This window comes from Coprococcus sp. HCN-4056 (assembly GCF_037892645.1).
GTDB lineage: Bacteria > Bacillota > Clostridia > Lachnospirales > Lachnospiraceae > Coprococcus > Coprococcus ammoniilyticus.
Map to the genome: position 1 here is coordinate 449,585 of NZ_JBBKBL010000002.1, position 14,891 is coordinate 464,475.

Genomic DNA, 14,891 nt, shown 5'->3' on the forward strand with positions numbered 1-14,891 from the left:
ATTAAACAGTTAAGATCTCTGTTGATTTCTTCTCAATAGCCTTATCAATCAGACCAACATACTTGTCTGTCATCTTCTGGATCTTATCCTCGTTTGTCTTTAATTCATCCTCTGAGATATCTCCGGCTTTCTCCATCTTCTTGATCGCATCGTTTGCATCTCTTCTGACATTACGGATAGCAACTTTTGCATTCTCACCTTTTTTCTTAATATCCTTAACGATCTCTTTTCTTCTTTCCTCTGTCAGTTCAGGGAAATTCAGGATGATGTTCTTACCGTCATTGTTTGGTGTCAGCCCAAGATCTGAATTCAGGATCGCCTTCTCGATCGCCTTTACCAGTGATGGCTCCCATGGTGCGATCATCAGCGTTCTTGCTTCCGGTACAGTGATATTTGCAAGCTGCTGCATCGGTGTCGGTACACCATAATATTCTACCTTGATCTTATTTAAAATGTTAGGGTTGGCACGTCCTGCACGGATCGTAGCATATTCCCCTTCCAGGTTTTCAACTGTCTTCGTCATTTTCTCTTCGTACTGTGTCAACATATCTTTGTTCCTCCTGTTTATTTATACGTTCACATATGTTCCTGTAAAGCCACCGGTAACGGCCTTTACAATACTGTCTTCACCATTTAAGCCGAATAACATCATCGGCATTTTGTTTTCCATTGCAAGAACTGCAGATGCAAGATCGATAACTCCAAGCTTATTATCAACAATGTCTTTCATCTGCATGCTGTCATATTTCTTTGCATTTGGATTTGTCTTAGGGTCACTGTCATATACGCCGTCAATTGCTTTTGCAGATAAGACTACATCTGCCTTTACTTCAACCGCCATAAGAACAGTTGCCATATCTGTTGAGAAATACGGATGTCCGATTCCTCCGGCAAAGAAAACAACTTCTCCCTGCTCCATATATTCTACAGCTTTATCACGGTTGAACAGCTCTGTCATTGTTCCGCATGCAAATGGTGTCATGATATGTGATTTGATTCCAAATACACGAAAAGCATCTGCGGTATAGATACAGTTCATAACAGTTGCAAGCATGCCGATTGAATCTGCTTTTACACGATCCATATTTTCTGAGGTTCTGCCACGCCAGAAATTACCACCACCGATTACTACACAAAGCTGGATTCCTTTATCCAGGATCTTCTTTACCTGTCCGGCAACATCATATACAGTCTTTTCATCAAAGCCCTGCTTTTTTTCTCCGGCAAGTGCTTCTCCACTAAGTTTCAATAACACTCTGTTCATTTCCATAATTGTAACCTCTTATGTTTTCTCAAAATTTTTCTATCCTAGTATAGCACAATATAACTATATTTCAAACAGGAAGTTGGAAAGATTTTATTCAAATTATTGAAGCTCCGGATCTGTTCTCCATAACAAAAAGAACACCACAAAATCTGACTGGTTTCATGATGTTCTTTCGTTTCTGGTATGTTTCTATATACTATTTATTAACGATTGAATCCGGATCATCATCTACTGTAAACGTATCCAGATCGATCTGGTTATAATATCCTGTATCGTTGATAATATTTGCACTGATATTTTTAACTGTCTGGGATGGAACATAATCATAATCGTTAAACAGATATCTGTGAAGAACGACTACATTGTTCTCCAGATCTCCTGCTACAACCAGACTTCCCTTACTTCCAAGTGTTGGTGTTGACCATGTAAATGGGAAACCGGTTGAGGATTCCAGTTTGTAATTGAAGCAGTTCGTTGCAAGATCCATAATCTCTTTCTTTGTAAGGCTGGAGCTGATATCATCTACAACTGCATTCAGGCAGTCATTTAACTTGGAGATTCCGGCACTCTTTGCCTTTTCGATCATAAGGCTGATAACCTTTCTCTGTCTCCATGCTCTGGTGATATCACCCTGGTCTGTACTTCGGATTCTTGCATATGCGGTAGCCTGAACACCATCAAGATGTACAACACCTGTATCATATACATACGTAGACTGGATGCCATTGACTCTCTGCTGTTCATCGATACACTGATTCAGCTTGTCAAGCTCGCTGGACTTCAATTCGATATCAAGACCGCCAAGTGCATCGATTGCTTCTGTCAATGCCTTGAAGTTTACAGTTACATAAGCTGTAATATTCAGGTCAAGGTTCTTGTTCAATGTATTGATCGCCTCTGAAGCTCCGCCATAAGCATAAGCATGTGTGGCCTTCTCATAGCTCTTGGAATCATTTGCAAGCTCCAAATATGTGTCACGATATACAGAAGACATCTTAACCTCCTGTGTATCATTGTTAATGCTTACAATGATGATTGCATCGGATCGTGCTCCGCTTTCTACCATATCAATATCACGGCTATCTACACCGAATAATGCGATCGTTGTATAACCGGTCATCTTCTTTACGGTTTCTTCTGCAAGGTCATCATTCACCTTAACGTCTTTTAACTCTTCAAAATTCATTTTATTAAATGCTGAATTGATATAAGCATTTACAAAAAGGACACCTCCAAGAATGATCACCAGTATTTCTGCTATAAGGGCAATGATCCATGGTTTGTTTTTACTCTTTTTCTTCTTTTTTCCGGAAGATCTGCGCTCAGCAGATTTTTTCTGTGCCCGCTTTGCTGCTGTATCTTCCATATCATCATAATCGTCGAAATCTTCATCGCTAAAAATATTATCGCTCATTATTCATTCTCCTATACGTTTGTGTATATGTTTCATCTCAACAGAACTATTTTTCGTACAAAATGTCAATTTTCCACGAACAAACAAGGTGTATTCTACTACAAATAATATTCAAATTCAACCTGTTCATAAAAATATAACATTTACGCCGGACTGTCTTCTTTATTCGCCCAGGATAAATTTGTCAATAACCGGAACCAGACCATCTTCGTCATTTGAGAGTGTTACATAATCTGCATGTTCCTTTACGATCTCCTGTGCATTTGCCATCGCCACACCGACACCCGCATATTCGATCATCGTCAGATCGTTATATCCATCTCCGCAGGCAACCAGATTCTTTACATCCATGTGCAGATATTCCAGAAGCTTTTCAAGGGATGTTGCCTTATGCACACCCTTTGGCATGATCTCAACAAAGAAAGGCTCGGAACGGAAAACAGTAACCGAATCTCCATACAGGGCTACCAGCTCCTGCTCCACCTGCTCTGCAACATCAGGTTCTGCTGTCAGCAGGCACTTATTGATCGGGAAGTCAATAAAGGAACGAAAATCCTCCACCTGTACGATCTCCATACGATTGATCCTTGCCTCAAGACTCATATAATCATCAACCGGGGTTCCTGTTACAACGACGTCATCCTTATAAGTCACCATCCCAATCTTTTTCTCAACACAGTAATCATATATTTTTCTTGCGATCTCATTATCTACACATGCCTGATATGCGATCTCACCTGTTTTGTAATTCACGATACGTCCGCCATTGAATGCCAGCACATATCCACCATACTGATTCAGTTCCAGTTCATCCGCAATCTTCCGGATTCCAGGCAGCGGCCGTCCGGATGCAATTGCCACAACATGTCCTTTTTTCTGGATCTCCATGATCTTATCCAGTGTAGGCTTTGTGATCTCTTTTTTCGAATTAGTCAATGTACCATCAATATCAAGTGCTATTATCTTCTTCATCTTGTTATCTCCACGTTTATCTTCAATTTGTAATGATCAAGTTGATAATATATAGTAGTTTCACCTCTTTGTCCAGTAGTTTACCCGAAAAAATGCGATTCTATTGTAATTGACGGTGCGATTGTATTATAATAATCAATCATAAATGCATCTTTTTTATTAAATTTCGGAGTTTTGGCATGAATTATACGATCTATATAAAAGAAAAAAATCTGGCACCAAATATAAAAGCGGCTGTTCATGAATATATCAAGCGGCTGTCACCTTTCTGTAAAGCTACAGTCTGCTGTGCAGGCAAAAAAAAAGCTGCCTTTGCAGGCAGCGATATCAATATCCTGATCACCCCTGACCAGACAGGCAAGCACACGATCTCTTCCGAAGCCTTTGCCCGAATGATCTCTGACTATGCCTTGGGCGGATATTCAAAAATCAGTTATTTTATTGGATTTTCTCCGGATGATCTGCCGATTTTATCCGATCAGATCTTTTCTGTTTCCAGTATGACATTATCTAACGAGATCTGCCTGATTGCCTTTACGGAACAGCTCTATCGTGCCTATACCATCAATAACAACATTACTTATCACAAATAATACGGATCTGGTCAAGCAACATGACACGCATCAACTGATGCGGGAATGTCATATCCGAAAAACTCATTTTCACATCTGCACGTCTGATAAGTTCGTTTGAAGTTCCCAGAGAACCACCGATCAGAAAGGATACTGCTTCATATTCCCGCTCTTCTGCCTGACGTATGATTGCCGCAAATTGTTCGGTTGTATATTTTTTACCTTCTATGCAAAGAGCGATCACAAAATCATTTTTGCCGATACTTGCAAGACTGTTTCTGCTTTCTGTTTCAATGATCTTCTGCTTTACAGCATCGGATGCATTCTTCGGTATTTTCTCATCCTCACTCTGAATGATCTCTACCCGGTTCTTTTTGTTGATCTGTTTACAGAGTTCCTGTATCTGACTGCTATAATATTCTTCTTTTATCTTTCCAACACATATGATCTTGAACAGCATCATGCATCTCCATTTTCTATCTCTGATCCAGCTTTATCTGGTCAAACAATTTCTTTTCCGCTTCATTTTTCTTATGCGTAAACATACTGACAATGATCGTTACCGCCAAAGCAAATACAAAGGACGCAGTTCCCGCACTCAGTTCTGTTGATACCGCCAGTGTATTTCCTTCTATCATCGGTACAAAATACCAGACAGAACAAACCGCAAGCCCTGTAAACAGTCCTGCAAAAATTCCCGGTCTGCTTGCTGCTCGCCAGACAACTGCCAATATACATGGAGCTGCCATTGCAGATGCATACTCCCATGAAACCGTGATCAGTTTCTGATACTCCGGCTTCCATATACCGACGATCACCAGTAATGCGCCTGAAAGAATAACCAGCAGGCCTATATCTGCCACATTCTGCTGTTTTTCATTCCTGATCCATTTCATTTTTGGCAGAAGTCCCCGAGCTACTTCCATACTCATTGCAAATATACGCTCGGTCAGACACAACAGCGTAATAACCAAAACTCCAAGTATAACATATCGGATCTCTGTCGGAACTTCCAGCTTATGACATAAGGCTGCAATATAAGTCCGGAGCAGTTCGTCAATTCCAGAATCAAGCGTCACCTTTAACGGATAGATACATACTGCATTTAACAATGACCAGACACTGATCACAACAATCATCACGCCTGTATACAGGATTGACAACACCCGTCCACGATCCAGCTCATGACTGTCCTTTGCTTCAAATGCTCCATTAAATAAAAATGGAAGTCCAAGACAGCCAAGTCCCATACCGACCATGGATATAATATATGTAACACCGGTCTGTGTGCCGTTATAATACAGAATATTCAGATATACACTAGTTCCGCCCTTCATATGCAGCTTTCCATAAATATCGAGAAGCTCCGATGGTTTATTTACCATAAACAAACTGATGACCAGCACAAAGAATACAAACAGCAATATTATATAGAAGATACTCCTTATTACACTTCTTACTTTATTTCCGAGTATACACATATAAATGCTTAAGCTCACCACGATTCCTACGGCAACCCAGTGATATTCCATGCCAACCGTCTTGCTGATCACCTTACTCCCATATTCCAGCAATGCTGCAGTCATAGACAGAAGGATCAGCAGCCATACAACAAGAAAGCTGTCCTTTAATATAACCGACCGGTATCTGTCATATAAAAATTCCCACATACTTCCGATGGTCTTCTGGGAAAGATCCCGATAAGAACGGAGCCGCTTTACCAGAAACAACCAGGCAAATGTTGTACCGACAAACAGACCAATATTGATAACACACACACCGGCTCCATATACTCCGATCACCGGCGGCAGCAGGACCAATGACCAGAGCAGCATCTCTGCCATTGAATTATTTCCAGCCAGCAGTGCCCCGTTTAATGTATTTTGATCATTCTGAAATAAATATTTTCTTTTGCTTCTGCTCATATCAAAGACTCCTTCAAACCCACCCGGGTTCCGATCATTTTTTACTGCTTTATGTTCTCACTATCCGCTTCTTCGTGTCAAGTCTCTTTTTATATAATTTTTCTATATTTCTTTTTTATTTCTATTATATTATTACAAATTTGTAAGCATCCTAATAAAAAATATAGAACAAGAAAACTATCTATGTTATAATATCCAAGCATGTAAATTTTATTTTACATGGTTATTACATGATTTTAACATTTATTCAGAAGGTAATTTTTATTCACAGGAGGATATGGAAGTGGACTTTTTTTCAATTCTGACTTTACTTGGAGGTGTAGGACTGTTCCTGTTTGGAATGAACATGATGGGCGATTCCCTGAAGAATCTGGCAGGAGGAAGTCTGGAACGGATACTTGAAAAACTGACGACTGGTAAGAGTCAGGCAACCGGCGCGATTAAGGGCTTTGGTCTTGGTACCGGTGTAACAGCGATCATTCAGAGTTCTGCAGCAACTACGATCATGCTGATCGGTTTTGTAAATGCCGGTATCATGAAGCTTGGTCAGGCGATCCCTGTTGTATTTGGTGCCAATGTCGGTAGTACCGCAACCGCACAGATTTTACGTCTTGGTGATCTTGGCGAAGATATGTTTATTCTTAAATTATTAAAACCTTCTTCTTTTGCACCCGTTCTGATCGGTATTGGTGCTTTTATCATTCTGTTTGCCCATAAGAAAAAACATAAAGATATCGCCGGTATCTTAGTCGGTCTTGGTATCTTATTCCTTGGTATGAATACAATGGAAGCTGTGTTCGCTCCTTTAAAAGAATCTGAAGCATTCCAGAATCTGTTCATTTCTTTCAGTAATCCACTCCTTGGTATCCTGATTGGTCTTGTCTTAACAGCGATCATCCAGAGCTCCTCTGCTTCAGTCGGTATCCTTCAGGCATTATCCTCAACAGGAGTTGTTTCCTATGGTTCTGCGATCCCTATTATTATCGGTATTAATATAGGAAAATGTTTCGCCATCCTGCTCGGCAGTATCGGTGCAAACAAAAAGGCAAAACGTGTTGCCATGTCCTATCTGTTATTTAATATTATCGGTGCGATTTTCTTCGTTGTTGTGATCTATGGACTTCAGTTGTTTATCACCTTCCCATTCATAGATAAGATCATCAACCGTGGTGTAATTGCAAACCTACATTTTATGTTTAACTTTATCATTGCGATCCTGCTGCTTCCATTCGCAAATAAGATCGCAGATCTGACCGGTAAGATCATCGGCGACGATAAAGAATCCAAAATTGACAAAGAGCTTGCATCTCTCGATCCAATGCTTCTTGATACACCAAACATTGCTCTTACCCAGGCGCAGAAGGTAATGTTCTCCATGACAGACTCCATCAAGGAAAACTTCGAACTCGGAAGTCAGTTATTATCGGAATATAATGAAGAAACTGCTGGAAAACTTCTTGAAAATGAGATGTTCATTGATAAATGTGAAAGTGCGTTAAACGAATATCTGTTAAAGATCACCTCCAAGCGGCTGCATTCATCCGAACGAAAGCTGGCATCTGAATTATTAAACAGTGTCAGTGACCTGGAACGAATCGGTGACCACTGTGAAAATCTTCTGATCGTCGGCAGAAAGATCACCGATGAAAAAATCTCCTTCTCCACACAGGGAACCATGGAGATCAATACGCTCTTACAGGCTACAGCCAATATCATTGATACAACCTTTATGGCATTCAAAAACGATGATTTAACGGCTGTCTCCCGTATCGAGCCGCTTGCTCAGTCAATCACAGAGGTAAAAGAGATCATCAAAGATCACCATGTTATCCGTTTACAGACCGGAGACTGCGATATCGACGGTGGTTTTGCTCTTGTAGATATCCTGACCAGTCTGGATCGTATCGGAAGTCACTGTTCTAATATCGGACTTCATATTGCAAAGAAATTAACTACAGATTCCTTTGACGAAATGCACGGTCATATCTACACAAATGGATATAAGACCTCCGAAGAATATAAAGCACTCTACTGCTACTACATGTCTCTGTACTCTGATCCGATCACCGAAAAGTATAAGGCGAGCCTGCCAGAGCTGGAACATAAGATCTCGCAATCAGATGCAAATAAATCTTCTGCTCCGAAATCTGTGGATCTGAACACAGCTAAGGCAGATAAAAACGAACAGCAGACAAAAAAAGAGCCTAAATTAAAAGAGATCAAGAAGACAAAGATTGAAAAAGTAAAACAGAAAAAAGACTCTAAGAAAAAATAAAGATTATTCTGATAATAAGCATTATAAAAAGATACTCTGATCACGGGATTACACTGGTCCTTTGCTTTCAGAGTATCTTTTTTATTTCCTTTTATTCTTTAATACTGCATTTTATTATTATTTGATCTTGTATATCGTTTAGACAGATATACATAATGACTCTATCTCAATCACGGCTTTCAATTACAATTAATAATCCGGATTCAAATTCGATTAGACCGCACTCTGCAATCAGCTCATTGCTGACGCCGATGCTTTCTCCAAGCTTCAATGTAAGCCCCTGTGCATTATAATAAAAACCCTGAAGTGTTACACCGGTCACCTGTTCCGTATATGGAAGCAGTGACACATATCTGTATGCATCGGTACGCTTCACGATATGTTGGTGTGCTGTCATCGTGATCCTGTTATGCTCGTCGATCAGATATGCCGATATTCCGAACTCTGCAAACTGCTTTAATAAGCCAATATTGGCAAGAGTATGATCCATACGGGTTCCGGTTGCTCCAACCAGAATTACTTCATCCGGTCTGATCTCCTGCTCCAGTATATAAGAAATCGCAACATGGGTATCTGTAAAATCCTTATGTGTATCCAGATCCAGAAATTCTGTCTTTTCCCGATATGATGCTACAATATCTGTCTTTGCCGAATCAAAATCTCCAATAACCAGATCCGGAAGTATGTCACATTCCTGACAGATTTCAAGTCCTTTATCACATGCTATTATTTTTTGAAAATCATAATCGGAAAGAACCGTTTCAAGCACTTTTTTTGAAACGGTTCCTCCTGTAACAACTAAATATCGATTCATATATCCTGTTACCTGTTCCGGCAGACAGCAGATCTGCTTTCTGCCTTTTTATTACTTTCTATTGTATTTCTGAAAAAATCTTATGGAAGGCTTTTACATTCTCAACCTTATCTCCCTTGAATACTGCAGATCCAGCAACTAATACATTTGCACCTGCCTGAATGATCTCAGCCACATTAGAAAGAGTGACACCGCCGTCTACCTGAATATCTGTCTGAAGTCCACGGCTGTTTAACAGTGCTCTGGTCTCTGTAATCTTCCGAAGGGAAGATGGAATAAACTTCTGCCCTCCAAAGCCCGGATTTACTGACATGATCAGAATCATATCTACATCCTCTAATACATAATCAAGTACCGATAATGGTGTTGCAGGATTTAATGCAACTCCGGCTTTCATTCCCAGCTCTTTTATGGCTGCGATGGTTCTGTGAAGGTGCTTGCAGGCTTCTGCATGTACTGTTACGATATCTGCTCCACAATTCTTATAATCCTGTAAGAAACGCACCGGTTCATCAATCATAAGATGAACATCAAACACCTTATCAGATACCGGACGAACACTCTTGATAACCGGTGCTCCAAATGAAATATTCGGCACAAAGGACCCATCCATAACATCCAGATGAATATATTCACTTCCTGCCTGATCTATGATCTGTATATCTTCTGCCAGATGTCCAAAATCCGCAGACAATACTGATGGGGACAGCTTTAACATTACCATTTCCTCTTTTCCTTTAATTCATTGTATATCATAACATAATCATCATACCGCATCTTACTGATTCTGCCATCGCTGACAGCTTTCTTTACTAGACATCCCGGTTCACTGATGTGATTACACATGTTAAATTTACAGGTTCCTGTATATGCTGCAATCTCAGGAAAATACAGCTTCAGATCTTCTGCTTCGATTCCTTCTGTATATAACGAACTGAAACCCGGTGTATCCATAATATAAGTATCATCATCTACAAACATCAGCTCTGAATGTCTCGTTGTATGTTTTCCACGCTGGATCTTTTCACTTAAACCTCCCGTCTGCACATTGGCATCCGGAAATAATGAATTCAGTGTCGATGACTTGCCTACACCTGAAGGTCCTGCAAATACCGTTGTTTTCCCTTTTATAACTGCTTCTAACACATCAATCCCATAGCCGCTTTCGGCACTGATAAACAATACCTCATAGCCACTCTTTGTATAAGATCTGCATATATCTTCACTCTGACGAAAGCCCTCCAGATCCACTTTATTAAAGCAGATCACTGTAGGAACCTCATGCTGCTCCATATTGATCAGAAAGCGGTCAAGCAGATTGAAGTTAGGTGCTGGTGCAGACACTGCAAAAATAATTACAGTCTGATCTACGTTTGCAACTGCAGGTCTGTTTAACCAGTTAAATCTGGGCAATATATCTTCAATATTGCCCAGATTCTTCTCTTCATCTAATATCTCTATCTCAACATTATCGCCTACCAAAGGTTTAATCTTCCGATTCCGGAAGACACCCTTTGCTTTACATTCATATGTGATGCCGTTTTCACAGACAACATAGTAGAAACCACCAATGCCTTTTATGATCTTACCTGTCATACCTGCACCTATTCCTTTGTAAAGGATGCTGATAAACCACTGGTGTTAAAGCTTGATGTTACATCCTGTCCTTCTGAATCTGTGATCATAACCGTAAATGTACCGGAATCCTCTGATAAACCGCTGATGGAATCTGCTCCGCCGATATCCAGTGGGAAGGACTCCTCTCCGGCTGCTCCGGAATATATCTTATAAGTTGCATCTCCGATCGTATAAGATACGGTCACTGATACATTACCTGCTGCCTCAAAATCATATCCTGCATTTGTGATAGCACCTGTAAATTTAACTGTATAGGAAACTGTTTCCGGTCCGTCACTGATCACATAATTGATCGTTGAACCTTCTTCTACCTTACTGTCTGCATCAATTTCCTGGCTGATCACCTTTCCTGCTTTTACATCATTACTGTTTGCATGGCTTGGATTTCCAACCAGTCCTGCATCACTCAGCAGAGATTCTGCTTCCTTCTCTGTCTTACCTACCAGATTTGGCACCGGTACATCCTGCACCTCTTTACCATTGCTGACAATGATCTTAACAGTAGAACCCTCCGGCTGCATTGTCTTTTCTTCCGGCGACTGACTGATTACATAATTTTTCTCTACTGTATCGTCATATTCATAACCATGGGTAACCGTAAAGCCGGCTTCGGTAAGCAAGGTTGTTGCCTGGTCATCGGAATATCCTCTGACATCCGGAACTTCTTTATCTTCCTTGCCTTCTGAAACCGTTACAACAATCTCCTCATCTGCTGAGACCGCCGTTCCTTCGTCTACGCTCTGACTGATTACATAGCCCTCCTGAACGTCATTGTCCTTCTTTGTTTCAAATGTATAGTTTGTGAATCCTGCTTTTTTCAGTTCTTCTTCTGCTGCTGTTTTATACAGACCTACTACATTGACCATTGGAATCGTTGCCTGTTCACTTGTAGTAACATCATCTGTACTGGCATCACTGTTCTCATCTGTATCGTCAGTACTTTCTGTTGCTTCCGTAGTCGTCGGTGTATCTGTCGTATCCTTCTTTCCGGAGAATAGCTTGAAACCGGCAATCTTAGAAATCAATAATGCAACAAGGATTGCAATGATAACTACAACTGCAATACTTGATATCATAATGATCTTTTTCAGTTTTGGATCCAGCTCATCCAGTTCTGCATCGTCATCATCTTCCGGCTGTCTGAGTTCTTCCTCGTCATCCTCCTCATCGTCGTCATCATCAAACAGATTATCAAATTTGGAAGGTGGTATGATCGGTGTGTCTTCCGGATGCTCTTCCGGTTCCAAATCTTCCTCATCCAACACAGGCTCATTCATCTGCCTTCCTTCTTTGATTGCTTTCATTTCATCCGAGGTCATTTCAACCGTTGGCGAACTTGGCACGATTGGAGGCACAACAACACAGTCAATATCCGGATTTGCCTGCACGCGCTTCAGATCTGCGATCAAAGCACTTGCTGTCAGATATCTGCGCTCTGCCTTCTTCTGTGTACATTTCAAAATAATCTTTTCCAGACTCGTCGGTATGTCCGGATAATATTCTCTAGGGGAGATCATCTCACCCTGTATATGCATCAATGCAACCGCAACATTATTCTCTCCCTCAAATGGCACATGTCCGGTTACCATTTCATACATAGTGATACCAAGCGAATAAATATCACTTCTTTCATCACTGAAGCCGCCTCTTGCCTGCTCCGGGGAAATATAATGAACACTTCCCATGGCATTTGCTGTCATAGTGTTGGAAGAAGCTGCTCTTGCAATACCAAAATCTGTAACCTTGATTCCGCCATTTTTTGACACAATAATATTCTGTGGCTTTATATCTCTGTGGATCGTATGATTCTGATGGGCTACTTCCAGTCCCTGTGCGATCTGGATCGCAATATTAATTGCCTCATCTGATTTCAGTCTTCCCTTTTCCTGAATATATTCCTTTAAGGTAATTCCTTCTACCAGTTCCATTACGATATAGTAAATGCCATTGTCCTCCCCGACATCATATACATTTACGATATTCGGATGGGATAATCCGGCTGCTGACTGCGCCTCGATCCTGAATTTTGTTACAAAATTCACATCGGAACTGAATTCCGGCTTTAAAACTTTTATTGCTACATATCGGTTCAGCACATGGCATTTTGCCTTATAAACCTCAGACATTCCGCCCGTACCGATCAATTCTATTATCTCATAACGATTACTGAGTATCATTCCTGGATTTAACATGTTTACACCTCTCACTATTTTACAGCAACCACAACGGAGATATTATCTTTTCCTCCGTAATAGTTCGCTCTGTCAATCAATTTTTCAACCGCTGCTGTAATATCCCCGCTGTCTTCCATCACGATTTCTTTTATCTCATCATCCTCGATCATATTGGTCAAGCCATCTGAACATAACAAAATCCTGTCATTTTCCTTCATATCTAACTCAAAGAAATCGATCATGACCTTATCTGATATTCCCAGTGCTCTGGTTATTATATTTTTTTCGGGGTGATTTCTGCCTTTATTTCTGTCTAACTGTCCGGATCGTATCAATTCCTCCACAAGGGAATGATCCAGAGTTACCTGTCTGATATCATTATCTATAAAATACAGCCGGCTGTCCCCGATGTTTGCAACATACAGGGCATCTTCCTCACATACAGCCGCCACAAGGGTCGTTCCCATCCCTTTCAGATCTTCCTTCTCCCTTGCCATTCTGTATATCTTATCATTTGCATAAACAATCGCTCTTTTTAGAACGGATACCGAATTGTTCAACGTGCTTTCTTTTATATATTCTGTTACACATTCAATCGCAGTCCTTGATGCAACATCACCAGCTTTATGACCCCCCATACCGTCTGCTACTATGTACAGATTTGGCAGTGGTCCAACTGGCTCATCACAAAAGAAAATGCTGTCCTGATTCTGGGCTCGTTTCTTACCGATGTCTGTTCTACCATCCGATCTCATCTGATGCCTCCCGTCTAAAAAGTCTCTTTTGCCTCTTCATATTTTCTTCGAAGCTGTCCACAGGCAGCATCAATATCTCTGCCCATACTTCTTCTTATTGTAACATTTATATCTTTCTTTTCAAGTATATATTTGAATTTTTCAACAGAATCACCGAGTGAACGACAATACTCACGCTCTTTGATCGGATTTACCGGAATCAGATTCACATGTCCGTGCATATTTTTTAGAAGCTCCGCCAGCTTATATGCATGCTCCGGTGTATCATTTTCATCCTTCACCAATGAATATTCAAAGGTTACCCTTCTGCCTGTTTTTTCAAAATAATACCTGCATACTTCCATCAGTTCTGCGATCGAATACTTATTTGCAATCGGCAACAGCTTTCTTCTGTCTTCATCGGTCGGACTATGAAGAGACAAAGCAAATGTAATAGAAAGTTCCTCATCTGCCAGTTTTTTTATTTGTGGAACCAGTCCGCAGCTTGAAACCGTAATATTTCTCTGGCTGATATTTTTGCCCCGCTCGTCATTGATGATCCGGATGAAACGAATCAGATTATCATAATTATCCAGAGGCTCTCCGGTTCCCATTACAACAATATTCGACACGCGTTCTCCTGTGATCCGTTCGATCGCATAGATCTGATCAAGCATCTCTGATGCTTCCAGATTCCGAATCAGACCGCCTATTGTAGAGGCGCAGAACCGGCATCCCATACGGCATCCGACCTGAGAAGAAATACAGACGGAGTTTCCATGCTTATACCGCATCAGCACACTTTCCAATACATTTCCATCCTGTAAACGGAATAGAAATTTATTGGTTCCATCCTGTTTCGATACCAGTCTGGTCACCTCTTCTACACCATGCATGCCCTGCTTTTTAATCTCCTCGATCAGTTTCTTTGGAACATTTGTCATTTCTTCCGCATCTGCAATTCCTTTTTCATGCACCCATTCAAATATCTGTTTTGCACGGAATGCCGGCTGTCCGACTGCCTTTACCCAGACTGCCAGTTCATCAAACATCATGGAGCGGATATCCAGTTTTTTTATATCTTCTATCTCTGTAAACATATCTTT

The 14,891-nt window shown here is 40.7% G+C and carries 14 protein-coding genes; 2 read left to right on the plus strand and 12 right to left on the minus strand.

Annotation, left to right across the window (positions count from 1 at the left end; translation table 11 throughout):
- Position 1: 1 nt before the first annotated feature.
- The 4 genes from frr to WKT03_RS04545 form a co-directional block, all read right to left on the minus strand.
- Positions 2-547, minus strand: a complete 546-nt coding sequence (gene frr / locus WKT03_RS04530; protein ID WP_008401599.1) for a ribosome recycling factor — start codon at positions 545-547, stop codon at positions 2-4.
- 21 nt (positions 548-568) lie between these two features.
- Complete coding sequence (pyrH, locus tag WKT03_RS04535; protein ID WP_334296768.1) at positions 569-1,264, minus strand: UMP kinase; 696 nt, start codon at positions 1,262-1,264, stop codon at positions 569-571.
- Positions 1,265-1,463: 199 nt separating this feature from the next.
- The gene (locus WKT03_RS04540; RefSeq protein ID WP_021943252.1) at positions 1,464-2,681 is read right to left on the minus strand and encodes an LCP family protein; all 1,218 of its coding nucleotides are present in this window, start codon (positions 2,679-2,681) and stop codon (positions 1,464-1,466) included.
- Between the two features lie 162 nt (positions 2,682-2,843).
- Positions 2,844-3,653 carry a Cof-type HAD-IIB family hydrolase gene (locus WKT03_RS04545; RefSeq protein ID WP_118675120.1) on the minus strand — a complete coding sequence of 270 codons (810 nt, stop codon included), beginning with the start codon at positions 3,651-3,653 and terminating at the stop codon, positions 2,844-2,846.
- A 179-nt stretch (positions 3,654-3,832) separates the two neighbouring features.
- Here WKT03_RS04545 and WKT03_RS04550 point away from each other — a divergent pair, with 179 nt between their 5' ends.
- Entirely contained in the window at positions 3,833-4,246 is a 414-nt protein-coding gene (locus tag WKT03_RS04550; RefSeq protein ID WP_117784970.1) for a 23S rRNA (pseudouridine(1915)-N(3))-methyltransferase RlmH, read from the plus strand.
- On the opposite strand, the gene WKT03_RS04555 is transcribed toward WKT03_RS04550, so the two are convergent.
- Positions 4,230-4,685 (minus strand): 23S rRNA (pseudouridine(1915)-N(3))-methyltransferase RlmH, encoded by a 456-nt coding sequence (locus WKT03_RS04555; RefSeq protein WP_117784971.1) that lies wholly within the window; start codon positions 4,683-4,685, stop codon positions 4,230-4,232. The genes WKT03_RS04550 and WKT03_RS04555 overlap by 17 nt on opposite strands.
- A gap of 16 nt (positions 4,686-4,701) precedes the next feature.
- On the minus strand, positions 4,702-6,150 hold the full coding sequence (locus WKT03_RS04560) for a hypothetical protein (protein ID WP_117784972.1): 1,449 nt from the start codon (positions 6,148-6,150) through the stop codon (positions 4,702-4,704).
- Between the two features lie 283 nt (positions 6,151-6,433).
- On the opposite strand from WKT03_RS04560, the gene WKT03_RS04565 reads away from it, so the two are divergent.
- Entirely contained in the window at positions 6,434-8,425 is a 1,992-nt protein-coding gene (locus WKT03_RS04565; protein WP_340390973.1) for a Na/Pi cotransporter family protein, read from the plus strand.
- Between the two features lie 166 nt (positions 8,426-8,591).
- Here the strand turns inward: WKT03_RS04565 and WKT03_RS04570 are convergent, their stop codons facing one another.
- From WKT03_RS04570 to rlmN, 6 genes are read right to left on the minus strand one after another with little or no spacing between them, the layout of a single operon-like run.
- Entirely contained in the window at positions 8,592-9,239 is a 648-nt protein-coding gene (locus tag WKT03_RS04570) for a thiamine diphosphokinase (RefSeq protein WP_117784974.1), read from the minus strand.
- A gap of 58 nt (positions 9,240-9,297) precedes the next feature.
- Positions 9,298-9,957: a ribulose-phosphate 3-epimerase gene (rpe, locus tag WKT03_RS04575; protein ID WP_117784975.1), complete on the minus strand. Its 660-nt coding sequence runs from the start codon at positions 9,955-9,957 to the stop codon at positions 9,298-9,300.
- Positions 9,957-10,835 carry a ribosome small subunit-dependent GTPase A gene (gene rsgA / locus WKT03_RS04580; protein ID WP_021943244.1) on the minus strand — a complete coding sequence of 293 codons (879 nt, stop codon included), beginning with the start codon at positions 10,833-10,835 and terminating at the stop codon, positions 9,957-9,959. The genes rpe and rsgA overlap by 1 nt, the downstream gene beginning before the upstream one ends.
- Before the next feature lie 8 nt (positions 10,836-10,843).
- Positions 10,844-13,069 carry a Stk1 family PASTA domain-containing Ser/Thr kinase gene (pknB, locus tag WKT03_RS04585; RefSeq protein WP_118675428.1) on the minus strand — a complete coding sequence of 742 codons (2,226 nt, stop codon included), beginning with the start codon at positions 13,067-13,069 and terminating at the stop codon, positions 10,844-10,846.
- A 14-nt stretch (positions 13,070-13,083) separates the two neighbouring features.
- A complete protein-coding gene (locus WKT03_RS04590) occupies positions 13,084-13,806 on the minus strand; it encodes a Stp1/IreP family PP2C-type Ser/Thr phosphatase (RefSeq protein WP_340390974.1) in 723 nt (240 codons plus the stop codon).
- Between the two features lie 14 nt (positions 13,807-13,820).
- A complete protein-coding gene (rlmN, locus tag WKT03_RS04595; RefSeq protein ID WP_021943241.1) occupies positions 13,821-14,885 on the minus strand; it encodes a 23S rRNA (adenine(2503)-C(2))-methyltransferase RlmN in 1,065 nt (354 codons plus the stop codon).
- Positions 14,886-14,891: the final 6 nt, after the last annotated feature.

Bases quoted from the DNA above. Each gene is read 5' to 3' on its own strand.
- WKT03_RS04560 (WP_117784972.1), bottom strand. From the start codon at position 6,150: ATGAGCAGAAGCAAAAGAAAATATTTATTTCAGAATGATCAAAATACA.
- WKT03_RS04555 (WP_117784971.1), bottom strand. From the start codon at position 4,685: ATGCTGTTCAAGATCATATGTGTTGGAAAGATAAAAGAAGAATATTAT.
- pknB (WP_118675428.1), bottom strand. From the start codon at position 13,069: ATGTTAAATCCAGGAATGATACTCAGTAATCGTTATGAGATAATAGAA.
- WKT03_RS04590 (WP_340390974.1), bottom strand. From the start codon at position 13,806: ATGAGATCGGATGGTAGAACAGACATCGGTAAGAAACGAGCCCAGAAT.
- frr (WP_008401599.1), bottom strand. From the start codon at position 547: ATGTTGACACAGTACGAAGAGAAAATGACGAAGACAGTTGAAAACCTG.
- rlmN (WP_021943241.1), bottom strand. From the start codon at position 14,885: ATGTTTACAGAGATAGAAGATATAAAAAAACTGGATATCCGCTCCATG.
- rpe (WP_117784975.1), bottom strand. From the start codon at position 9,957: ATGTTAAAGCTGTCCCCATCAGTATTGTCTGCGGATTTTGGACATCTG.
- WKT03_RS04545 (WP_118675120.1), bottom strand. From the start codon at position 3,653: ATGAAGAAGATAATAGCACTTGATATTGATGGTACATTGACTAATTCG.
- pyrH (WP_334296768.1), bottom strand. From the start codon at position 1,264: ATGAACAGAGTGTTATTGAAACTTAGTGGAGAAGCACTTGCCGGAGAA.
- rsgA (WP_021943244.1), bottom strand. From the start codon at position 10,835: ATGACAGGTAAGATCATAAAAGGCATTGGTGGTTTCTACTATGTTGTC.
- WKT03_RS04570 (WP_117784974.1), bottom strand. From the start codon at position 9,239: ATGAATCGATATTTAGTTGTTACAGGAGGAACCGTTTCAAAAAAAGTG.
- WKT03_RS04540 (WP_021943252.1), bottom strand. From the start codon at position 2,681: ATGAGCGATAATATTTTTAGCGATGAAGATTTCGACGATTATGATGAT.
- WKT03_RS04550 (WP_117784970.1), top strand. From the start codon at position 3,833: ATGAATTATACGATCTATATAAAAGAAAAAAATCTGGCACCAAATATA.